Origin of the sequence: Azohydromonas lata NBRC 102462, assembly GCF_001571085.1 — a bacterium.
GTDB lineage: Bacteria > Pseudomonadota > Gammaproteobacteria > Burkholderiales > Burkholderiaceae_C > Azohydromonas > Azohydromonas lata.
The window spans coordinates 109,486-131,382 of sequence record NZ_BCTC01000005.1; the positions used below are offsets into that span (position 1 = coordinate 109,486).

The 21,897-nt window shown below is 70.5% G+C and carries 19 protein-coding genes; 8 read left to right on the forward strand and 11 right to left on the reverse strand.

The window, feature by feature from the left end:
- Positions 1 to 57: 57 nt before the first annotated feature.
- From dtd to tyrS, 3 genes are all read right to left on the reverse strand, one after another.
- Complete coding sequence (dtd, locus tag ALA01S_RS03730; RefSeq protein WP_066332189.1) at positions 58 to 498, reverse strand: D-aminoacyl-tRNA deacylase; 441 nt, start codon at positions 496 to 498, stop codon at positions 58 to 60.
- Complete coding sequence (locus tag ALA01S_RS03735) at positions 495 to 1,394, reverse strand: cation diffusion facilitator family transporter (protein ID WP_066332191.1); 900 nt, start codon at positions 1,392 to 1,394, stop codon at positions 495 to 497. The genes dtd and ALA01S_RS03735 overlap by 4 nt, the downstream gene beginning before the upstream one ends.
- A gap of 125 nt (positions 1,395 to 1,519) precedes the next feature.
- Positions 1,520 to 2,773, reverse strand: a complete 1,254-nt coding sequence (gene tyrS, locus ALA01S_RS03740) for a tyrosine--tRNA ligase (RefSeq protein ID WP_066332193.1) — start codon at positions 2,771 to 2,773, stop codon at positions 1,520 to 1,522.
- A gap of 213 nt (positions 2,774 to 2,986) precedes the next feature.
- On the opposite strand from tyrS, the gene ALA01S_RS03745 reads away from it, so the two are divergent.
- Together ALA01S_RS03745 and ALA01S_RS03750 are read left to right on the forward strand one after the other, a co-directional pair.
- Complete coding sequence (locus ALA01S_RS03745) at positions 2,987 to 4,351, forward strand: M23 family metallopeptidase (protein ID WP_066332195.1); 1,365 nt, start codon at positions 2,987 to 2,989, stop codon at positions 4,349 to 4,351.
- A complete protein-coding gene (locus ALA01S_RS03750; RefSeq protein ID WP_259375501.1) occupies positions 4,348 to 5,499 on the forward strand; it encodes an anhydro-N-acetylmuramic acid kinase in 1,152 nt (383 codons plus the stop codon). Before ALA01S_RS03745 ends, ALA01S_RS03750 begins: the two co-directional genes overlap by 4 nt.
- Positions 5,500 to 5,595: 96 nt before the next feature.
- Here the strand turns inward: ALA01S_RS03750 and erpA are convergent, their stop codons facing one another.
- The 3 genes from erpA to rplM form a co-directional block, all read right to left on the reverse strand.
- Positions 5,596 to 5,973 (reverse strand): iron-sulfur cluster insertion protein ErpA, encoded by a 378-nt coding sequence (erpA, locus tag ALA01S_RS03755; protein ID WP_066332197.1) that lies wholly within the window; start codon positions 5,971 to 5,973, stop codon positions 5,596 to 5,598.
- 258 nt (positions 5,974 to 6,231) lie between these two features.
- Positions 6,232 to 6,624, reverse strand: coding sequence for a 30S ribosomal protein S9 (rpsI, locus tag ALA01S_RS03760; protein WP_066332199.1), 393 nt, complete (start codon positions 6,622 to 6,624; stop codon positions 6,232 to 6,234).
- A 9-nt stretch (positions 6,625 to 6,633) separates the two neighbouring features.
- Entirely contained in the window at positions 6,634 to 7,062 is a 429-nt protein-coding gene (rplM, locus tag ALA01S_RS03765) for a 50S ribosomal protein L13 (protein WP_066332201.1), read from the reverse strand.
- A 321-nt stretch (positions 7,063 to 7,383) separates the two neighbouring features.
- On the opposite strand from rplM, the gene ALA01S_RS03770 reads away from it, so the two are divergent.
- The gene (locus ALA01S_RS03770; protein WP_066332203.1) at positions 7,384 to 8,040 is read left to right on the forward strand and encodes a GNAT family N-acetyltransferase; all 657 of its coding nucleotides are present in this window, start codon (positions 7,384 to 7,386) and stop codon (positions 8,038 to 8,040) included.
- A 140-nt stretch (positions 8,041 to 8,180) separates the two neighbouring features.
- Positions 8,181 to 9,203 carry a serine/threonine protein kinase gene (locus ALA01S_RS03775; RefSeq protein ID WP_066332205.1) on the forward strand — a complete coding sequence of 341 codons (1,023 nt, stop codon included), beginning with the start codon at positions 8,181 to 8,183 and terminating at the stop codon, positions 9,201 to 9,203.
- 144 nt (positions 9,204 to 9,347) lie between these two features.
- Here ALA01S_RS03775 and htpG read toward each other — a convergent pair whose 3' ends face one another.
- Together htpG and ALA01S_RS03785 are read right to left on the reverse strand one after the other, a co-directional pair.
- The gene (gene htpG / locus ALA01S_RS03780) at positions 9,348 to 11,219 is read right to left on the reverse strand and encodes a molecular chaperone HtpG (RefSeq protein ID WP_066332207.1); all 1,872 of its coding nucleotides are present in this window, start codon (positions 11,217 to 11,219) and stop codon (positions 9,348 to 9,350) included.
- 89 nt (positions 11,220 to 11,308) lie between these two features.
- Positions 11,309 to 11,785, reverse strand: a complete 477-nt coding sequence (locus ALA01S_RS03785; protein ID WP_066332210.1) for a hypothetical protein — start codon at positions 11,783 to 11,785, stop codon at positions 11,309 to 11,311.
- A 122-nt stretch (positions 11,786 to 11,907) separates the two neighbouring features.
- Between ALA01S_RS03785 and ALA01S_RS03790 the strand changes: the two genes are divergently transcribed.
- Positions 11,908 to 13,236, forward strand: a complete 1,329-nt coding sequence (locus ALA01S_RS03790; RefSeq protein WP_066332213.1) for an SDR family oxidoreductase — start codon at positions 11,908 to 11,910, stop codon at positions 13,234 to 13,236.
- A complete protein-coding gene (locus tag ALA01S_RS03795; protein WP_066332215.1) occupies positions 13,236 to 13,700 on the forward strand; it encodes a DUF2269 family protein in 465 nt (154 codons plus the stop codon). The genes ALA01S_RS03790 and ALA01S_RS03795 overlap by 1 nt, the downstream gene beginning before the upstream one ends.
- Before the next feature lie 7 nt (positions 13,701 to 13,707).
- Here the strand turns inward: ALA01S_RS03795 and ALA01S_RS03800 are convergent, their stop codons facing one another.
- The 3 genes from ALA01S_RS03800 to ALA01S_RS03810 all read right to left on the reverse strand — a co-directional run bounded on the left by ALA01S_RS03800 (position 13,708) and on the right by ALA01S_RS03810 (position 16,042).
- Positions 13,708 to 14,145, reverse strand: coding sequence for a hypothetical protein (locus tag ALA01S_RS03800; protein ID WP_066332216.1), 438 nt, complete (start codon positions 14,143 to 14,145; stop codon positions 13,708 to 13,710).
- A 130-nt stretch (positions 14,146 to 14,275) separates the two neighbouring features.
- Positions 14,276 to 14,476, reverse strand: a complete 201-nt coding sequence (locus ALA01S_RS03805; RefSeq protein ID WP_066332217.1) for a hypothetical protein — start codon at positions 14,474 to 14,476, stop codon at positions 14,276 to 14,278.
- Positions 14,477 to 14,971: 495 nt separating this feature from the next.
- Complete coding sequence (locus tag ALA01S_RS03810) at positions 14,972 to 16,042, reverse strand: flavodoxin family protein (RefSeq protein WP_066332219.1); 1,071 nt, start codon at positions 16,040 to 16,042, stop codon at positions 14,972 to 14,974.
- 102 nt (positions 16,043 to 16,144) lie between these two features.
- Between ALA01S_RS03810 and ALA01S_RS03815 the strand changes: the two genes are divergently transcribed.
- Both ALA01S_RS03815 and ALA01S_RS32560 read left to right on the forward strand, forming a co-directional pair.
- The gene (locus ALA01S_RS03815) at positions 16,145 to 18,184 is read left to right on the forward strand and encodes an AsmA family protein (protein ID WP_066332222.1); all 2,040 of its coding nucleotides are present in this window, start codon (positions 16,145 to 16,147) and stop codon (positions 18,182 to 18,184) included.
- 247 nt (positions 18,185 to 18,431) lie between these two features.
- The gene (locus ALA01S_RS32560; protein ID WP_066332225.1) at positions 18,432 to 21,626 is read left to right on the forward strand and encodes a hypothetical protein; all 3,195 of its coding nucleotides are present in this window, start codon (positions 18,432 to 18,434) and stop codon (positions 21,624 to 21,626) included.
- Positions 21,627 to 21,897: the final 271 nt, after the last annotated feature.

Consider the following 21,897-nt stretch of genomic DNA (forward strand, 5'->3'; position numbering starts at 1 on the left):
CATGAGCAAAGCCGCCCGCGGGCGGCTTTTTCACGTCCGCTTCAGGGACGTTCCTCGTCAGGCGATGTGCATGGGAATGGTCACCGGCCCGTCGTTGACCAGTTCCACCTGCATGTCCGCGCCGAAGATGCCGGCGGCCACCTGCGGGTGCCGTTCGCGCGCGAGCTGCAGCACGCGCCCGTAGAGCTGCCGGCCCAGCTCGGCCGGCGCCGCGCCAGTGAAGCTCGGCCGGTTGCCGCCGCTGGTGTCGGCCGCCAGCGTGAACTGCGAAACGATGAGCAGGCCGCCGCCCACGTCCTGCACGCTGCGGTTCATCTTGCCGGCCTCGTCGCTGAACACGCGCAGCTTCAGCAGCTTGTCCACCAGCTTCACGGCCTGCGCCTCGCCGTCCGCGGGTTGGGCGCACACCAGCACCAGCAGGCCCTGGGCGATCTCGCCCACGGTGTCGCCGGCCACCTGCACGCGGGCGCGGTGCACGCGCTGAATCAAGGCGATCACGAAGCCACGCTCCTTTGCTCGTCCATCACGTCCTGCGCCTCCACGTCGCTGGACAGCAGCTGGATGCTGGCGCGCAGGCCCGGCACGGCGTCCATGAGGGCGCGCTCCACGTCGCCGCGCATGGCTGCGGCGCGGCCCAGGGGCCACTCGGCCGGCAGGTGCAGGTGCAGGTCCACGAAGCGGCGCTGGCCGGCGCGGCGCGTGGCCACGTGGTCGAAGCGCACCTGCGGGCTGCGGAAACGCTGCAGCGTCGCGTCGATGCGGGCCTGGTCCTGCGGGTCCAGCGCGTGGTCCATCAGCCCATCGGCCGAACGCCTCAGGAGCGACAGCGCCTCGCGCACGATGTTCAGCGCCACGCCTATGGCCAGCACCGGGTCCAGCCACAGCCAGCCGGTGAAGTGCACGGCGATGAGGCCGCCCACCACGCCGGCGGAGGTCCACACGTCGGTGAAGAGGTGGCGTGCATCGGCCTCCAGCGCCATGGAGCGGTGCTCGCGCGCCTTGCGCAGCATGGCCCAGGCCAGCACGCCGTTGAGCGCGGAGCTGACCACGGACAGCAGCACGCCCGCGCCCAGCCCTTCCAGCGGCTGCGGGTGCAGCAGCCGCTGCACGGCGGCGTAGACGATGGCCAGCGCCGCCACGAGGATGAGCACGCCCTCGAAGCCGCTGGAGAAGTACTCGGCCTTGTGGTGGCCGTAAGGGTGTTCCTCGTCCGGCGGCTGCGCGGCCAGCGTGACCATGGCCAGCGCGAAGCTGGCGCCGGCCAGGTTGACCAGCGACTCCAGTGCGTCCGACAGCAGGCCCACCGAGCCGGTGAACCACCACGCCAGCGTCTTCAGGGCGATGGTGACCACCGCCACGCCCACCGAAATCTTCAGATAGCTGCTGACCTGCATGGCGTGATTCTCAGCGTGCGCGCGCGCCGGCCGCGGGACGCTGCGGGTTTCATGCGCGCCCGCGGCTCACGGCAAACGCGCGGCCTCCGGGCTTTGAGGCTTGGGGCTGCCTTCTTGGAGCCGTCTCAAGCCAGCGTGACGCGGGCGAACTTGCGCTTGCCCACCTGCAGGACGAAGGTGCCGGCGTCCAGCTTCAGGCCCTTGTCGCTCACGACGTTGCCGTCCACGCGCACGCCGCCCTGCTCGACCATGCGCATGGCCTCGCTGCCGGAGGCCACGAGGTTGGCCTGCTTGAGCAGCGCACCAATGCCCAGCGGGGCGCCGGAAAGGGTGACTTCCGGGACGTCGTCCGGAATACCGCCGCGCGCGCGGTTGTTGAAGTCGGCTTCGGCCGCCTCGGCCGCGGCGGCCGAATGGAAGCGCGTGGTGATCTCCTTGGCCAGCAGCACCTTGGCGTCCTTCGGATTGCGACCGCCCTCCACTTGCGCCTTGAGCGTCGCGATCTCCGCCTCGGAACGGAAGCTCAGCAACTGGAAATACTTCCACATCAGCGTGTCGCTGATGGACAGCAGCTTGGCGAACATGGCGTTGGCCGGCTCGCTGATGCCGATGTAGTTGCCCTTGCTCTTGGACATCTTCTCGACGCCGTCCAGGCCTTCGAGCAGCGGCATGGTCAGGATGCACTGGGGCTCCTGGCCGTACTCGGCCTGCAGCGCGCGGCCCACGAGCAGGTTGAACTTCTGGTCGGTGCCGCCGAGCTCCAGGTCGGATTTCAGCGCCACGGAGTCGTAGCCCTGCATCAGCGGATACAGGAACTCGTGCACGCTGATGGGCGTGCCGGCCTTGAAGCGCTCGGCGAAGTCGTTGCGCTCCATCATGCGCGCCACGGTGTAGCGGGCAGCCAGTTGGATCATGCCGCGCGCACCCAGCGCGTCGCACCACTCGGAGTTGTATCGAATCTCGGTGCGCGCCGGGTCCAGCACCAGGCTGGCCTGCTTGTAATAAGTCTGCGCGTTGGTCTCGATCTGCTCGCGCGTGAGCGGTGGGCGCGTGGTGTTCCGGCCGGACGGGTCGCCGATGGTCGAGGTGAAGTCGCCGATCAGGAAGATGACCTGGTGCCCCAGGTCCTGGAGCTGGCGCAACTTGTTCAGCACCACGGTGTGGCCGAGGTGGATGTCCGGCGCCGTCGGGTCCAGGCCCAGCTTGATGCGCAGCGGCACGCCTGTGGCCTGGGAGCGCGCCAACTTGGCCGTCCACTCGGGCTGGGGCAACAACTCCTCACACCCTCGCAGCGTCACGGCCAGCGCGGCGCGCACTTCTTCCGTCACCGGGTAAGTCGGGGTTGCCGGGGGCGTGGCAGGCGTCACGTTTTCTGACATGGCACTATGAATTGCAAGATTTTTGAATGTAAGTGCCCGTCACGCGGTGGTTATACTCCGCGCCGTTGCCTCAAGTCGGCAACTCTAGACGTACAACTTGCAGACGAAGTCGCAATTCTAGCGATTAGCTCTGTAGGTTTTCTCAGACACCTGCAGCCAGTCTCATTTCCGTGCTGCAAACTTAGCGGGCGCCTGCCCGGCATTGAAGTTCAGATGACGGAATGGCTCTCCCGCGCGGCCGAGGACGCGCACAAATTTGCTCAACGACACCCGCGTGCCATGGCCGCGGGCGTGCTCGTTTCGCTGGCGGGTTTCGCCGCGACGGCATTCGGTGTGGCCTCGCCCACCGCGCCGGGCACTGAAATTCCTCAACAGACCGTCAGCGAGGCCGTGCAGCCTCTGCCCGTGCACGAGCAGCTCGAAGCGCTGGCCGACCACCGCCTGGAGCTCTATCGCAGCACCGAGGGCCGCCGCAACGACACGGCCGACAGCCTGTTGACCCGCTTGGGCGTGAGCGACGCATCGGCGCGCAATTTCTTGCACCGCAATCGTGACCTGCGCGACCTGCTGGACGCACGGGTGCCGCGCCTGTTCCGCGCCCTGGCCGACGAGAGCGGCCGTCTGTCGGAGCTGGTGGCACGCATGCCCGCGCCGCGCAAGGAGCTGCTGGAGACGCACTTCACCCGCGTGGTGATGCGCCGCGACGACAAGGGTGGCTGGCGCGTGACGCGCGAGCTGGCCAAGCTGGAGTCGCAGGTGCGCATGGGCAGCGGCACGGTGAGCGGCTCGCTCTTCGCCGCCACCGACGACGCCGGGCTGCCGGACGCCATCGCCTCGCAGCTCTCCAAGATGTTCTCGGACGAGGTGGACTTCCACCGCGAGATCAAGAAGGGCGACACCTTCAGCGTCGTCTACGAGACGCTGACCGCCGACGGCGAGCCCATCAACTGGAACGAGGGCGCGGGCCACCTGCTGGCGGCCGAGTACGTCAACGACGGCCAGACCTACCAGGGCATGTGGGTGCGCGATGCCAGCGGCCGCGGCGCCTACGTGGGCCTGGACGGCAAGCCCAAGCACCGCAGCTTCCTGGCCAGCCCCATGGAGTTCTCGCGCGTGACCTCGGGCTTTGCCATGCGCATGCACCCCATCCTGCAGACCATGCGCGCCCACCAGGGCGTGGACTATGGCGCGCCCGTGGGCACGGCGGTGCGCACGGTGGGCGACGGCACGGTGAGCTACGCCGGCTGGCAGAACGGCTACGGCAACGTGGTGGAAATCCAGCACCCGGAGAACCGCAGCACGCTGTACGCGCACCTGAGCCGCATCGACGTGCGCAAGGGCGAGCATGTCACCCAGGGCGACCGCGTGGGCGCCGTGGGCGCCACGGGCTGGGCCACGGGCCCGCACCTGCACTTCGAATTCCGCATCAACGGCGTCTACCAGGACCCGCTGCAGGTGGCCAAGGCCACGCAGAGCAACATGCCGCCGGTGTCGCGCGCCGAGATGCAGCAACTCGCCAGCGCCGCGCGCACGCAGATCGCCGCCGCGCGCAGCGTGGGCGCCGTCAACGACGAGTGAGCGATACCGCGTTGGGTGCCGCCGCGCCGGCGCTCTACATCGGCTTGATGTCCGGCACCTCGCTGGACGGAGTCGATGGCGTGCTGGTGGACTTCTCCGCCCAATCTTCGGGCGCCGCATTGTGCGTGCTGGCGCACACCCACAGCCCGCTGCCGCCCGCCATGCGCGCCGAGGCCCTGGCCCTCAACCGCAGCGGCGCGGATGAGCTGCACCGCTCGGCGCTGGCAGCCAACGCGCTGTCCGTGCTGGAAGCCGAGGTCGTGCGCACCTTGCTGGCGCAGGCCGACCTGTCTCCCGCCGCCGTGCGCGCCATAGGCGCCCACGGCCTGACGCTGCGCCACCAGCCGGGCCTGCATGACGGCCTGGGCTACACGCTGCAGATGCACAACGGCGCCCTGCTGGCCGAGCTCACCGGCCTGGACGTGGTCTGCGACTTCCGCACCCGCGACGTGGCTGCCGGCGGCCAGGGCGCGCCGCTGGTGTGCGCGTTCCACCAGGCGCTGTTCGCACAGCCCGGCGCCGACGTGGCCGTGCTCAATTTGGGCGGCCAGTCCAACGTCACGCTGTTGCGCAGCGGCGGCGGCATCCTGGGTTTCGACTGCGGCCCGGCCAATGCGCTGCTGGACGGCTGGTGCGAGCGCCACTTGGGCCATGCCTTCGACGACGCCGGCCGTTGGGCCGCCGGCGGCCAGGCCGATGCCGCGCTGCTGGGCGCCCTGCTGAACGAACCCTTCTTCACCCGCCGCCCGCCCAAGAGCACGGGCCGCGACGATTTCAACCTCGCCTGGCTGGACGCCAAGCTGGCCGCCCTGCCCGCGTCCCTGGCGCCGCAGGACGTGCAGGCCACGCTCTCGGCCTTCGTCGCCCGCACCGTGGCGGACGCGCTGCGGCTGGACGCCCCGGCCACGCGCGAGCTGCTGGTGGCCGGCGGCGGCGCGTTCAACCTGGACCTGCTGCAGCGGCTGCGCGCCCTGCTGCCCGGCGTGGCCGTGCTCACGACCGGCGATCGCGGCCTGGACGTGAGTCACGTCGAGGCCACGGCCTTCGCCTGGCTGGCGCAGGCCCACGTGCAGCGCCTGGCCGGCAACCGGGTGGAAGTCACCGGTGCGCGCGGCCTGCGCGTGTTGGGCGCGCTGTACCCAGCCTGAAGCCGGCGGCCCGCATCATCGGGGCGGCCCGCGTTTCACGCACCCACGAAAAAGCCGCCCTTGCGCGGCTTTGTCTTGTGCGGAAGGCGGGACGCTTCAGGCCGAGAAGCTGGAGCCGCAGCCGCAGGTGGTGGTGGCGTTGGGGTTCTTGATGACGAACTGGGCGCCCTGGAGGTCTTCCTTGTAGTCGATCTCGGCGCCCATCAGGTATTGCAGGCTCATGGCGTCGATCAGCAGCGTGACGCCGTTCTTCTGCATCTGGGTGTCGTCCTCGTTGACCAGCTCGTCGAAGGTGAAGCCGTACTGGAAGCCTGAGCAGCCGCCGCCTTGGACGAACACGCGCAGCTTGAGGTCGGGGTTGCCTTCCTCGGCCACCAGGTCAGCCACCTTGGCCGCGGCACTGTCGGTGAAGACGATGGGTGCGGGCATGCCGTCGGTGGTGAGATCGGTGCTTTGCTCGGCGACTGCGCTCATGCGGGACTCTCCTGGAAAATTTGAAACGGAACGCATGGGAATTGTCCCCGATGCGCCCGGCCGGCCATGGCAACAGCGTCAATTCAACCGTGCCAAAAAAGGCCAAATCGGCGCCACGCGCAAACGTGCACGCCGCAAACAGCAAAGGCCGCCCGTGTGAACGGAAGCGGCCTTGGCGGGCGTGTACATCGCAGGGCACGCCGCCCTGGCGCCGCGTGCGGCCTGAAAACAGGCCCCGCGCGGCGGCTGGGTCCGCGATCAGCGCTTGCTGAACTGCTTGCGACGGCGGGCGCCGTGCAGGCCGACCTTCTTACGCTCGACTTCACGCGCGTCACGCGTGACGAAGCCGGCGCGGCTCAGCTCGGGCTTGAGCGTCGCGTCGTAGTCGATCAGGGCACGGGTGATGCCGTGGCGCACGGCGCCGGCCTGGCCGGATTCGCCACCGCCTTCGACGTTGACCTTGATGTCAAACGCTTCGCCGTTGTTCGTCAGCATCAGGGGCTGCTTGACGATCATGATCGACGTCTGACGGCCGAAATACTGGTCGACGGGCTTGCCGTTGACCAGGATCTGGCCCGTGCCGCGCTTGATGAACACGCGGGCCACCGACGATTTGCGGCGGCCGGTGCCGTAGTTCCATTCTCCGATCATCACCGCTCCTTAGATCTCGAGGACCTTGGGTTGCTGGGCGGTGTGCGGGTGCGAGGCACCACCGTACACCTTCAGCTTCTTGACCATGGCGTAACCCAGGGGACCCTTGGGCAGCATGCCCTTGACGGCCTTTTCCAGGGCGCGGCCAGGATGCTTGGCCTGCATGTCCTTGAACTTCGTGGCGTAGATGCCGCCAGGGAAGCCCGAGTGACGGTAGTACACCTTGTCGTTGGCCTTGTTGCCGGTCACGCGCAGCTTGTCTGCGTTGACGACGACGATGAAGTCACCGGTGTCCACGTGGGGCGTGTAGATGGCCTTGTGCTTGCCGCGCAGACGGAGTGCCACTTCGCTGGCGACACGTCCGAGCACCTTATCGGTGGCGTCAATCACAAACCACTCGTGCACGACTTCGGCCGGCTTGGCGCTGAAGGTCTTCATGAGGGGGTCTTTCGGTTGGGGATCACCCAAAAAACGCTGGGCGATCCGGTGACGGCTGCTTGCGTTGCGCTCGGCCCCGGTGTCGCCGGTTGCCCGATCGACCTCAAAACTCATGCTCCACGCCGCTCGATGAGTAGCGGCAAAGCAGGCGCAACTTCCCCGCCGTTGACAGGAAAGCCCGCGAGTATAGCGCGATCCTTGGCACCGTGGGGAATGTGCAAGCCTCACGCAAGCTGACACTCCCCGTAAGTTTGGGCAAGGGTTTTCCCGAGGATCGGCTAATATCGCGCCTTCTGTATCGGGGAAACCCGGAGTCATCGTATGTCTGCCAGTCCGTCCCAGCCGATCCAACACTCTGCCGGCGCCCTGCGCCCGGCCTGGGTGCCGATCCGCTCGCTGGCGGTGCGGCACCGGTCGCTGATCGTGGCGCACCTGCTGGCGCTCTCCGACAACGACCGCTACCTGCGCTTCGGCTATGCCGCGTCGGACGAGCAGGTGCGCCGCTACGTGGACGGCATCGACTTCGGCCGCGACGAGGTGGTGGGCATCTTTGACGAGGCGCTGGAGCTGGTGGCCATGGCGCACCTGGCCTACATCGCCGGCCACGACGGCGGCGCGCCCATGGCGGAGTTCGGCGTTTCGGTATCGACGCGCGCGCGGGGCCGCGGCTGGGGCAGCCGGCTGTTCGACCGCGCCGTGCTGCATGCGCGCAACTGGGGCGCCGAGATGATGATCATCCACGCCCTCACCGAGAACACGCCCATGCTGCGCATCGCGCGCAAGGCCGGCGCCCGCATCGAACGCGAAGGCGGCGAGGCCCAGGCCCTGCTGCGGCTGCCGGCGGAGGACGCCAAGTCGCGCATGGACGCCCTGGTGGCCCAGCAGGCCGGCGAGTTCGACTACCAGGTGAAGCTGCAGGCCCTTCGCGTGCAGCAGTGGTGGCGCATGATGCTGCCCCGCGCCTCGGCCACGAACTGAGCGCCGGCGCCTGTCAGGCGCACGTTCGAACGCACCCCACTTGCCGGCGCCGCCGGCATTTCTTTTTGCGCCGGCTCTCCCCGCTTTCCCGCTTGGCCCTGCCGGCTGGAGCCCCCCAGGGCGGGGGCTAGCATGTGCGCATGCCTCATTACGCCGCACTGCGACCCGAATCCGTACTTGACGCCGTGGCCGCCGCCGGCCTGGACCCCGACGGCCGGCTGCTGCAACTCAACTCCTACGAGAACCGCGTCTTCCAGGTCTTCTTGGAGGACGGCTCGGTGGTCGTGGCCAAGTTCTACCGCCCCCAGCGCTGGAGCGACGCGCAAATCCTGGAAGAGCACGCCTTCGCCCTGGCACTGGCCGCGGCCGACGTGCCGGTGGTGGCGCCCCTGGCGCTGGTGCCCCGCGACGAGGGCGCCATCACGCTGCAGGGCGAGCCGCCCACGCTGGCGCAGATCACGCTGGAGGGCGAGCCCTTTCGCTACAGCATCAGCCCGCGCCGCGCCGGCCGCGCCCCCGACCTGGAAGACCCCATGGTGCTGCAGTGGCTGGGCCGCTTCTTGGGCCGGCTGCACGCCGTGGGCGCGGAGTCCGGCTTCAAGCACCGCCGCTCCCTGGACGTGGCCACCTTTGGCGAAGCCGCGCGCGAGCGCCTCCTAGCAGGCGACTTCATCCCGCCGGACCAGTTGCCCGCCTGGCGCAGCACCTGCGACGCGGCGCTGTCCGCCGTGCGCGAAGTCTTCGCCAGCGTGGGCGCCGTGCGCCGGCTGCGGCTGCATGGCGACTGCCACCCCGGCAACATCCTGTGGCGCGACGAAGGCCCGCACGTGGTGGACCTGGACGACGCCTGCACCGGCCCCGCGGTGCAGGACTTGTGGATGCTGCTCTCCGGCGAGCCCCAGGCCATGGCGGCGCAGATGCACCAGATCCTGCAGGGCTACCGACTCTTCATGCCCTTCGATGCGCGCGAGCTGGCGCTGATCGAGCCGCTGCGCACGCTGCGCATGATCCACCACAGCGCCTGGCTGGCCGAGCGCTGGAGCGACCCGGCCTTCCCCGCCGCCTTTCCCTTCTTCGGCACCGGGGCTTACTGGTCGCAGCAGACCTCGCAATTGCGCGAGCAACTGGCGGCCATGGCGGAGCCGCCGCTGCAGCTGTACTGAGGCTGGCGAACAGCCTGTAGGAGGCCCGCCAGCGGGCCTCCTACAAGGCTTGCGTCGGCCGTGATCAGGGGCACGTGCAAACAAAACGGGCCGCATGCGCGGCCCGCTTCTCAGGAACAGGACCGCTCAGGCGGCCCTGTCAACTCACGCGCTCAGCAGCCGCGTCACGCGCTGCACGTGCTCGGCCGGGTTGTCGAGCTGGCCGCCTTCGGCCAGCCAGGCCTGGTCGAACAGCAGGTGCGCCAGATCCTCGAAGCGCGCCTCGTCGCTTTGCAGCTTCTTCACCAGCGCGTGCTCGGCGTTGACCTCCAGGATGGGCTGCGACTTCGGAGCCTGCTGGCCGGCCTGCTTGAGCAGCCGGGCCAGGTGCGCGCTCATGTCGCCCTCTTCCACCACGATGCACGCGGGCGACTCCACCAGGCGCGTGGTCACGCGCACGTCCTTGGCGCGGTCCTTGAGCGTCTCCTTGAGCTTGTCCAGCACGGGCTTGAAGGTTTCAGCCGCCTCTTCGGCGTGCTTCTTCTCTTCCTCGCCCTGCAGCTTGCCCAGGTCCACCGCGCCCTTGGCCACGCTTTGCAGCGGCTTGCCGTCGAATTCGTACAGGTGCGAGAGCATCCACTCGTCCACCCGGTCCGACAGCAGCAGCACCTCGATGCCCTTCTTGCGGAAGATCTCCAGCTGCGGGCTGTTCTTGGCGGCGGCCAGCGTCTCGGCGGTGATGTAGTAAATGGCCTCCTGGCCTTCCTTCATGCGCGAGACGTAGTCGGCGAAGCTCACGTCCGTATCGGCATGCGTGGAGGCGAAGCGCAGCAGCTTGGCCAGGCGCTCCTGGTTGGCCTGGTCCTCGCCGACGCCTTCCTTGATCACGGCGCCGAACTGCTCCCAGAACTTGGCGTACTGCTCCTTCTGGTTCTCGGCCAGGTCTTCCAGCATGGACAGCACGCGCTTGGTCGAGCCCTCGCGGATGGCCTTCACGTCGCGGCTTTCCTGCAGCAGCTCGCGGCTGACGTTGAGCGGCAGGTCGGCCGAGTCGATCACGCCCTTGACGAAGCGCAGGTACACCGGCATCAGCGCCTCGGCGTCGTCCATGATGAACACGCGCTTGACGTAGAGCTTCACGCCGCCGCGCTTGTCGCGGTTCCACAGGTCGAACGGCGCCTTGCCCGGGATGTAGAGCAGCTGCGTGTACTCGGTGCGGCCCTCGACGCGGTTGTGCGTGTAGGCCAGCGGCGGCTCGCTGTCGTAGCTGAGCTGCTTGTAGAACTCCTTGTACTCGGCGTCGGTCACGTCGCTCTTGCTGCGCGCCCACAGCGCGGCGGCCTTGTTGACCGTCTCCCACTCGTCGGTGACGACCTGCGCGCTCTTCTCCGCGTCCCACACCTCCTTGCGCATGAGGATGGGCAGCGAGATGTGGTCGGAGTACTTGCCGACGATGGACTTCAGCCTCCAGGCCGAGAGGAACTCCTCCTCGCCCTCGCGCAGGTGCAGCGTCACGTCCGTGCCGCGGCCGGCCTTGGTGATGGTCTCCACCTCGAACTCGCCGGCCCCCTCGCTGGTCCAGCGCACGCCTTCCTCGGCGCTCAGCCCGGCGCGGCGCGATTCCACGGTGATGCGGTCCGCGACGATGAAGCCGGAATAAAAACCCACGCCGAACTGGCCGATGAGCGAGGCGTCCTTCTTCTGGTCGCCTTCCAGGCGGGCCATGAACTCGCGCGTGCCGCTCTTGGCGATGGTGCCCAGGTGGGCCGTGGCCTCCTCGGCGCTCATGCCGATGCCGTTGTCGCTGATGGTGATGGTGCGCGCCTCGGCGTCGAAGCTCAGCCGCACTTCCAGGTTGGGCTGGTCGCCGTACAGCGCGTTGTTGTTCAGCGCCTCGAAGCGCAGCTTGTCGCAGGCGTCAGAGGCGTTGGAAACCAGCTCGCGGAGAAAGATCTCCTTGTTCGAGTACAGCGAGTGCGTGACGAGGTGCAGGATCTGCTTGACCTCGGCCTGGAACGAAAGCGTCTGTTTTTGCATGGTCTTGTGATGAGGGTCCACCCGCTCCAGCGCGGGGCGGCCCCTCAGATGGGGCCTTCCTCCCAAGCTTCAAGAGGGGCGCCCACAAATCACTTCAGGTCCGACACGGTGGGCGCGTCCTGCATGCGCTGCAGCCCGCCCAACGCCAGGCCCAGCGCGAAGCTGCCGTAGACCATGAGCAGGCTCTTGTCGCTCATGCGGTGCTGGAAGCCGGGCGTGAGGCGCTCCGGGACGAGCTTCAGATCCACCACCGCCGCCAGCGCCGCGACGCCCGCGGCGTCCACCACCGCGCCGGTGAAGGTACGGCGGCGCCGGCGCGCCTGCAGCGTCTCGTACAGGCCGGCCCACAGCATGGCCGAGGCGGTGTGCACGGCCGCGCCCACCAGGGTGTGCCTGGTGGAAACGTCCTCGCGCCGCAGGGATTCTTCGCCGTGCACCAAGTGCGCCGGGGCGTTCACCGCGGCGACGGCGCTGCCGCTGTCCTTCTTGCTGCCCACCGCCATGGTGCCGCCGGAAAGCGCCGCGGCCAGCAGGCCGTCCTTGATCGCGCGTTGCGCCGTGTTCATCAGGAATCGGGATGTCAGGCCCATGGAAGCCACCTCTGCCTTGATTGGGGAATGCTGATTGCCAAAACGGCTGGCCCAACTCGGCAAGCGCCGTTCCCCGGGCTCAACCCAGATCCACAGGAATGAAAGTGCTGCTCACCGGCGCCAGCGGCTTCATGGGCAGCCGGCTGCGCCAGGCCCTGCTGGAGGCGGGGCACCACGTCGTCGCCGTCGCGCGCCACGCCCGGCCTTCCACGCCTGAGCCCGCACGGCTGCAGTGGCTCGCACTGGACTTCACCCAAGCCACCACGCCCGCGCAGTGGCTGGCGCACCTGCAGGGCGTGGATGCGGTGGTCAACGCCGTGGGCATCTTTCGCGAGTCGGGTTCGCAGACCTTCGACGCCCTGCACCACCGCGCCCCCGCCGCGCTGTTCCAGGCTTGCGCCCAGGCCGGCGTGCGCCGCGTCATCCAGATTTCGGCTTTGGGCGTGCAGGCCGGCGCCACCGCCTACCAGCGCAGCAAGCACGCCGCGGACGAGGCGTTGCTGTCCCTGCCGCTGGACGCCACGGTCGTGCAGCCCTCGCTGGTGTTCGGCGAGGACGGGCCCAGCGCCCGCTTCTTCCTCTCGCTGGCCAGCCTGCCGCTGCTGGCCTTGCTGCGCAGCGGCCCGCTGCAGCCCGTGCACGTGGACGACGCCGTCGCCGCCGTGGTGGCCCTGCTGCGCGCCCCCGTCGCGCGATGGAGCGGACGCCGCATCCCCCTGGTCGGCCCGCAGCCGCTGCCGCTCGCCGAGTACCTGCAGGCGCTGCGCGCCGCGCAAGGCCTGCCGCGCGCGCCCGTGCTGCGCGTGCCCGCCCCCTTGGGCGCCCTGGGCGCGCGCGTGGCCGGCGCCTTGGGCAGCACGCTGCTGGACGCCGACAGTTGGGACATGCTGCAACAGGGCAACGCCGCGCCGGCCGACGGCATCACCGCGCTGCTGGACCGCGCGCCGCGCCCGCCGCGCGACTTCATCCCCCGCGGCCGCGCCGACGCGGCCCGCGCCCACGCGCGGCTGGCCTGGACGCTGCCGCTGCTGCGGCTGTCGCTGGCGCTGGTGTGGCTGATCACGGCCGTGGTGTCCTTCGGCCTGTACCCGGTGCAGGAAAGCTATGAACTGCTCGGCCGCACCGGCGTGCCGCCCGCGCTGCAGCCGCTCATGCTCTACGGCGCCTGCGGCCTGGATTTGCTGCTGGGCGTGCTCACGGTGTGGCCGCTGCGCCCGCGCGCGCGGCGCCGGCTGTGGGCGGCGCAGGCGCTGCTCATCGCCTTCTACACGGCGCTGATCACCTGGCGGCTGCCGGAATTCTGGCTGCACCCCTATGGGCCGCTGAGCAAGAACCTGCCCATCCTGGCCGCGCTGGCGCTGCTGGCGGCGCTGGAGCCCGGCGATCCGCGCGACAGGACGCCCCCACCCGCCCCTGAGGCCCGCTGATGGAATACCTCGTCGCCAAGTGGCTGCACATCCTCTCCAGCACGCTGCTGTTCGGCACCGGGCTGGGATCGGCCTACTACATGTTCTTCACCAGCCTCACGCGCGACGCGCGCGCCGCCGCCGTGGTGGTGCGCTACGTGGTGCTGGCGGACTGGCTGTTCACCACCACCACCATCGTCTTCCAGCCCCTGAGCGGCTGGTACATGGCGCACCTGGCCGGCATCCCGCTCACCACGCCGTGGATCTTCTGGACCCTGGTGCTGTACGTCCTGGCCGGCGCCTGCTGGCTGCCGGTGGTGTGGATCCAGATCCGCATGCGCGCCCTGGCCCAGGCCGCGGCCACGCACAACCAGCCCCTGCCGCCGCGCTATTTCCAACTGCTCAAGATCTGGACGGCGCTGGGCGTGCCGGCCTTCCTGGCCATGGTGGCCGTCTTCTACCTGATGGTGGCCAAGCCGACGTGAACGCGGCTCACGCCGCCGCGTAGTCCTCGCGCACGTAGTAGTCGCCGGTGTTGTCGGTGGAGGCGAAGTGGCGGGCGCGGTCGGCGTCACGGACGACGTTGAACTTCACGTCCTCGTGCCGCGCGAACATCACCACCGTGTCGCCGCCTCGCAGGTGCAGCAGCACGTCGCCGTTGACCAGCGGCTCGGCCAGCAGCACGTGGGCGCCGGACAGCCGCTCGCACATGGCGCGCCGGCGCGCGTTCTGGAACCGCTGGTCGTGCAGCGCATCGGTGCGCTTGGCGGGCTGCAGCTCGTCCTCGGCGCGGAACAGCGCCTGTTCGATCTGGCGCTGCCAGTCGCGCAGCACGTCGCGGCGGAAAGCCGCGGGCATGTCCGCCAGGCGGGCCATGTCGATTTCGCCTTGACCGGTTTCCCAGTCCACGTGCAGGGCAGGCATGTCCATCGCGCGCGCTCTTTTCCAAAAAACTACATCGGAGCGCACAGTCTGCCGCCGGCAGCGGCAGGTCAATTGAAGCAACAAGCGCCCACGAAGGGCGCTGTTCAGGGGTTCAAGGGCGCCGGCGGCCGCACGATCAGTGCAGCAGCGGGCGGGGCGTATGCGGGTCCTGCAGCGGCGCGTCGCCCGGGGGCGGGTCGTCGATTTCGCGCGGGGGCTCGTCCGGTTCCGGCTCCTCGGCCGGCCGCGCCGGCCCGCGCGGCGGGGCGTCGGGCGGCGGCGTCACGGGCAGCTCGCCCAACCGCCAGGACAAGGCGGCAATGGTTTCGGCATTCATGTTTCGCTCCGGACAGAAGGCGGGCGCGCATTCTTGCAAGCCACTTGCCCGCTGCACAGGCCAACCATGACCTATGCAAGAACCGGCGCCAGCAGTTCTTGCCAGCCCCACCCTTCACTGCTCCCGGCTTTGCCGACCCCCGGCAAAAAACACCGGGCGCTGCAGTCCGGCCGCACCGCCGCGCACGCCCAAAAAGCGCATCAGACGGAAATTCACCCTTCTGCCAACGCGCCGAATGGCGATCGAGAACAGGGGGCTGGATATGGGCACGTGCTGTGCTCTATAAGTGTTCAGCCCCGGGCGCAAACACCGTCGCTGCCAGTCTCCCTCCCCTCCTTCCCCAATATGGCGGCTTCGGGCCCGGGGTCCTTTTCGGACCCCTCCCTTCTCCCTCTCCCTCCCTTTTTCCCCTCCCTTTTCTCCCCCCTTTCCCTCCCCCGGCTTTCCTGAGTTGAATCCACGTCCGCCTGCTGGCCAGGCCGGGGGCGCAGCAGCCTACTTGGGCCGCGGATGCTTCAAAGCCGCTCCCGGCACCGACAGCCGCCCCGCGCGCAGGTCGCCTATGCCCTGCGCCAGCGCCCGCGCCACGTTGCGCACCTCCTCCTGCACGGCGGTGTCGGCGTCCAGGCTGTCGTGGCTGGTGGCGTAGGGCTCCCAGTAGCCGATGAAGCGGTCCAGCCGCGCCTCGGGGCCCACGGCAATCAAGCCCATCCAGTCCAGCCAGTCCGCCAGCGCGCGGCGCACGCCCTCGATGCCGGCCACGTCGCCATGGACCACCAGCCCATAGGCGCGCCCGTCCAGGTGCTTGGGATAAGGCCAGCCCTCCAGCTCCAGCGCCTTGGCCTTGGCCGGGTCCTTGCCGCCGGTGCTGGTCGGGTCCGGGTTGCCGCCGTCGGCGCACACCAGGCGGTCGATCATCAGCTTCAACGGGCTGGTGGCCTGGTACCAGTGCACCGGCGTGACGATCAGCACCCCGTGCGCCGCCACCCAGCGCTCATAAATCTCGGCCATCCAGTCGCCCACCTGGCCCAGCGAGTGGTTCGGGTAGCACGAGCACGGCCAGTGGCACAGCGGCATGGCGGTGGAGACGCAGCCCTTGCACGGATGAATCTTGAGCCCGGGTTGCGAGGTCATCAGGCTCAGGTCCAGCAGGTCCGGCTGCACCCCGGCGGCCGACAGCACCTCGCTGGCCAGCAGCGTCAGGCGGTGCGTCTTGGACTGCTCGCCCGGACAGGTGCCGTCGTTGCGCGGCGAGGCGCAGATCAGCAGCACCCGCGACGGCGCCGCCCCATCGCGCTGCCGCGCCTGCGCGGCGTGCAGCCGCTCGCGCGTGGCCCGCCACTCGTCCGACAGCTCGTAAGCGGGATCGGCGAAACCCGGCCCCGCCGGCGAGGACAGCGGCGCCTTGCGCCCTTCCTGGTAGGCCTGCCAGGCGATCTCCTCCAGCCGCGCGATGGCCGCGTCCTCGGCGCGAAACGCCGGATCGAAGAAGTTGTGCCGGAAGCGCTCGCCGAAAGCGGCCCGCTCCAGCATGGGCGGCGTCTGCCCCTTGCGCACTTCGGTCATGGCCTGCACCTCCAGGAAAAGCCTGGGGCTCACGACGGCAAGGCCTATTCCCGGCGGAGGGCGGGCAGGCCCGCGCGGCATGGAGCTTGCCGAAGCACACCCATGGCAACCGCATTCCGCATCGGCCGCGCCGGCCGCTGGCTGCTGGGCGCGCTGGCGTTCATCGTCCTGGCCCTGGCCTTGTGCGAAGCGCTGGGCTGGCGCTTCCTGCGCGACCCGCTGCAAAGCCGCCTGTCCACCGCGCTGCAGCGCGAGGTGCGCTGCGGGCCCGCGTTCCGCTTGCACCTGCTGGGCTCGGTGCGCCTGGCGTGCAGCGAAATTTTCCTGGGCTCGCCCCCGGGCCAGCCCGTGCTGCTGGACGAGCAGAAAAACCCCCGCCCCCTGCTGCACGCCACCGACGTGCGCGTGGCCGTCCCCTACGCCTCGCTGTTCGCGCTGCGCCGCGGCGAAGGCCTGGAGGCCGTGGACATCACCGCCCTCACCGTGCAGACGCTGGAGGCCAACCTGGCCCAAGCCGAGGACGGCCGCGCCAATTTCAAGTTCGGCCCGCCCAAACCGCCCAAGCCGGACACCGCGGAAAAGGAGCCCATCCCGCTGCCCCGCTTCGGCGAGCTGCAGGTGCGCCAGGGCCGGCTGCGCATGGAGGACGCGCAACACGACCTCAGCGTGGACGGCCAGCTCAGCACCGACGAGGGCAGCGCCGGCGGCGCCAACGCCGGGCTGCGCGCTGAGGCCACGGGCCGCTGGCGCAACCAGCCGCTGCAGGCCCGCCTGGAAGCCGGTGGCGTGCTGCCCCTGGTCGGCGGCGCCAACGCGCAGCCCGTGCCCGTGAAACTGCACGTGGAAGCGGCGCAAACCCTGGTGGACCTGGACGGCCGCGTGGCCGACCTCATGTCGCTGCGCGCGCTGGAGGCCGACTTCCATCTCAAGGGCGCGTCGCTGGCGGGCGCGGGCGGCTTCCTGAGCCTCACGCTGCCCACCACGGGCCCCTTCGAGATGCGGGGCAAGGTCAGCAAGCAGGAGGCGCTGTGGCATGCCGCCGTCGCCTCCTTCACCGTGGGCACCAGCCGCCTGCACGGCGACTTCGACTTCGACACCGGTGTCAAACCGCCGCGCCTGGCCGGCACCCTGGCCGGCGAGCGGCTGGCGCTGTCGGACCTGGCGCCGGCCCTGGGCAGCGCGGCCCAGGGCTCAGGCGCGCCCACGCCGCGGCCCAAGGGCACGCCGCGCCAGCGCGTGCTGCCGGACAAGGAATTCGACCTGCCCTCCTTGGGCGCCATGCAGGCCGACGTGCGCGTGGACCTCGCCAACGCCGACCTGGGCACGGGCGCGCTGGAGGACTTCAAGCCGCTGCAGGGCCGCATCCTGCTCAAGGACCGCGTGCTCACGCTGCAGGACCTCGTGGCCCGCACGGCCGGCGGCGAGATGCGCGGCGCCATCGCGCTGGACTCGCGGCCCAAGCAGCCGCTGTGGAAGGCCGACCTGCGCTGGTCCGACGTGCAGCTGGAGCGCTTCGTCAAGCCGCGCAATCCCACCGCCGCCGAGCACCGCGGCGGCGAGCAGCCCGCGCCGGGCTACGTCAGCGGCATCCTGGGCGGGCAGGCCAAGCTGCAGGGCGCCGGCCGCTCCACCGCCGCCATGCTGGGCTCGCTGGACGGCGGCATGGACCTGTGGATACGCAAGGGCACGCTGTCGCACCTGGTCATGGAAGCGCTGGGCCTGGACCTGGCGCAAGCCCTGGGCGTGGCGCTCTCAGGGGACAAGCGGCTGCCGCTCAACTGCGCCCTGGTGCGCGTGCAGGTGCAGGACGGCCTGGTGCGCCCGCAGGCCGCCGTGTTCGACACCAGCGACTCCACCATCGTGGCCGACGGCGAAATCTCGCTGGCCCAGGAGCGCCTGGCCCTCACCGTGGCCGCACGGCCCAAGGACTTCTCGCCGCTGACGCTGCGCTCGCCCGTGCACATAGAAGGCACTTTCGCGCAGCCCAACGTGCGGCTGGAAAAGGGGCGCCTGGCGCTGAAGCTGGGCGCCGCCGCGGCGCTGGCCATGGTCAACCCGCTGGCCGCCGTGCTGCCGCTCATGGACATGGGCGAAAAGGACAAGGCCGGCTGCCAGCAGGCGCTGCAAAAGCTTCAGCGCTGACGCGGCGGCGCGCCGCCTCCCCCCGTATCCCTACGCAGCCCCCATCAGGAACCCGCTGGTGCCTCAGGGAAGCCCCGCCCCTTTCGGGGAGGAGGCTCCCTGCCCGTGGCGTCGGCGCCACACCAACCCTGGGAACAGGGCTTGCCGGATTCCCGGGACTGACAGGCTTTCCCCGCCGCGTTGCAAGCCCGGCGGACGTGCAAAGCCACGAGGTCGGTAGCGAAGCGCAACCATGAAAGGACAGCACATGAGCCAGCACGACCAATCCGGCCGGCAAGACACCCGCGGCAGCGAGGATGGCCGGTCGGGTCAAGGCCACCGGCAGCACGAACAGGGTGGCTACAGCGCCGGCCAGCGCACCGACGCCGGCAGCACCTACGGCGACTACAACGGCGGCCGCCAGGTCAGCGCCCAGGACATGGCAGGCGGCGCCTACGGCCGCGGCATGGGCAATGACGCCAACTACGGCGGCTCGCAAAGCGACCAGTGGAGCGGCCGCAGCGACTTCGGCGCGCAGCAGCAGGCGCAGCACTGGGGCGGCGGCTCCCACGAGCAGGGCAGCCCCTTCGGCAGCGGCCTGGGACGCCTGGGCCCCACCGACCAGGGCGGCCTGCAAGGCAACCAGCAGCACCAGCAAGGCGACTGGGGACGCCAGCAGCAAGGCGGCCAGCAGGGCCGCGGCACCGAGTACGGCGCCCACAGCCTGCACGGCGGCCATGAGGGCGCCTACCAAGGCAGCTACCAGGGCAGCGGCCAGCATGCGCAAGGCGGCAGCCTGCCCGGCCAGCAAAGCGGCGATTGGGGCCTGCAAAGCCGCAGCCACCAGGGCACCGACTACGGCTCGCACTCCATGCAGGGCGGCCATCAAGGCAGCTTCCAGGGCAGCTACCAGGGCCAGGGCAGCGGGCAGCACAGCCAGTCCGGCTCCAGCGGCCAGCAAGGCGGCCAGTGGGCGCCGCAGCGTGACTGGGGCCAGCAGGCCGGCGCGTCCAGCATCTACGGCAACCAGCACAGCCAGGCGTCCTCGCACCAGGACGGCCAGCCATCGCAGCAGGACTGGAGCCGCCAGGGCGGCGGGCAGTACAGCCAGGGCCAGGGCGCCAACCCGGGCCAGCAGCACGGCGGCAACCAGGGCGGCTATGCCGACGACATGCGCGGCGGCATGGGCAGCAGCGGCTACGGCGCCCAAGGCGGCTACGGCGGCTACCAGGGCGGGCAGCACAGCCAGTCCGGCGGCGGCTACCAGCACACCCAGGGCGGCGAGGAAGGCCGGCAATGGGGCCAGTCCGGCCAGTCCGGCACGGGCTTCAGCACGCAGCAAAGCCAGTCCGGCGGCGGCTTCGGCGGCGGCCAGCACGCCACCAGCTTCACCGGCGGCCAGAGCGGCTCCATGAGCGGCGCCTGGGGCGGCAACCAGCAGTCCGGCCAGTGGGGCAGCCAGCACAGCGGCATGGGCGGCGGCACGGGCGGCGACTACAGCGGCCAGGGCGGACAAGGCGGCAGCCGCCAGGGCGGCATGCAGGCGGCCATCCTGGGCGGCGGCGGCCAGCACGGCGGCCCGCACAGCAGCCCCCAGGGCGGCTACGGCGACGACATGCGCAGCGCTCCCGGCCTGGGCACGGGCAGCCACCACAGCGGCTACGGCAGCGGGCTGCAGGGCAGCACCTACGGCCCCGGCATCAATGAAAACCGCTCCGGCGGCCAGCAGCAGCTGAGCAATGACCTGGGCGGCGGGCAGTACGGCGGCCAGCAGCAGGGCAGCCGGTTCGGCGGTGGCCAGCAGGGCCCCACCCAGTCCGGCAGCTACGGCGGCCAGCACACGCAGGCCGGCGGCGGCTACGGCACCCAGGGCGGCTTCGGCAGCAACCCGCAGCACAGCCAGTCCGGCGGCATGGGAGGCCAGCAGGGCCAGGGCGGTTCCTGGAGCGGCCAGGGCGGCCAGCACAGCCAGTCCGGCTCCAGCGGCCAGCAAGGCGGCTATGGCGACGACATGCGCGGCGGCCAAGGCCAAGGCTTTACGAGCCCCCGCCAGGGCACGGACTACGGCTCGCATTCCCTGCAAGGCGGCCACCAGGGCGGCTACCAAGGCAGTTACCAGGGCAACAACCAGCACAGCCAGTCCGGCGGCGGCCAGCAAGGCGGCCCCTCGCCCAGCAGCTACGGCGGCGGCAGCCACCAGGCCAGCCAGTTCAGCGGCAACCTGCACCAGCAGGGCGGCGGCTCAAACCTGGGCTCGCAGGGCTTCGAAGGCTCGCAAGGCCGCGGCTACGGCGGCCCGCAAGGCACGGTGTCCCAGGGCAGCCAGCACGGCTCGCAAGGCGGCCAGGGCTCGCATGACGAGCACTTCGACCCCGAGTACCAGCAGTGGCGCACCGAGCAGATGCGCAGCCTGGACGACGACTACCGCAGCTGGCGCCAGGACCGCTACAAGCGGTTCAGCGACGAGTTCAGCCAGTGGCGCTCCAGCCGCACCGGGCAGCAAGGCAGCGCTTCGCAGGGCGGCACCGGCTCGCAAGGCGGCGGCAGCCTGCCAAGCGGCAGCGGCCTGCACGGCAGCGCCAGCCCCATGAGCAGCGGTGGCAGCAGCACGCACAGCACCAGCAGCCAGAGCGCGGGCGGCGGCTTGGGCGCGGCCTCCGCTGGCCTGGGCGCCGAGCGCTTCGGCAACCAGGGCACGCCGGGCACCATGGGCTCGCAGTCCGGCTCGGCCGGGGGCCAGGCCAGCGCCTCCTCCACCGGCGGCATGAGCCAGAGCAGCGCCGGCATGGGGGCCAGCCTGTCCTCGCTGGACAGCAGCGCCGGCACCTCGGACCTGAGCCGCGGCAGTGACGGCGACCGCGCCCTGGGCAGCACGGGCAGCGGCGCCTCCGGCTCCGGCGGCCTGTCCGCCGGCAGCATGGGGGCCACCGGCAGCAGCGGCGGCGGCACGGGCAGCAGCGCCACAGGCGGCAGCGGCACGTCCGGCGCCGGTCTGGGCAGTGGCAGCGGCTCGTCGCTGACGGCCGGCGGCGGCAGCACGGGCGCGGGCATGGGCTCCAGCCTGTCCACGGCGGAAACGTCCGGCAGCGGCAAGTCCTCGTCCTCCAGCCTGGCCTCCAGCGGCTCCGGCGGCACGGGCAGCTCCTCCGCGGCGGGGCTGACCACCGCGGGCGGCAGCGGCAGCACCGCGTCCAAGAGCAGCGGCGCCGGGTCGGCCGGCAGCAGCGGCACGAGTGCTTCCGGCAGCGCCTCCAGCGGCGGCGGCAAGGCCGCGGGCCTGCCCAGCGGCAGCAGCAGCCTGAACAGCGGCATGACGGGGCCGGCCTCCACGGGCACGACCGCCAGCGCCGGCGGCGCCGCCAAGGGCAGCGGCAGCTCGGCCACCTCCATAGGCTCGGCCGGCAGCAGCAGCGCGGGCGCGCCGGGGTCCTCGACCGGCAGTTCCGGCGGCGGCAAGCGCTGAAGGTGACGATGGCGGCGCGCCTCCCGGCGCCGCCACCGCAGGCAGGCGCCCCACCGGGGCGCCTTTTTCATGGCGCGTGCCGGCGGATGAGGTGGCGTGGGCGGCAGGACGGTCCGGGAAACTTTGCAGCGTCAGCCGCCAGCCGATGAGCCACGCTCTCTACCGCGTCATCCCCGCGCAGGCGCACTGCTGCCCGGGGAAAGTGGACAAGCGCCAGCCGGAGACAGACCCGCAGCGCCCCCCGAATCGTCATTCCCGCGAAGGCGGGAAT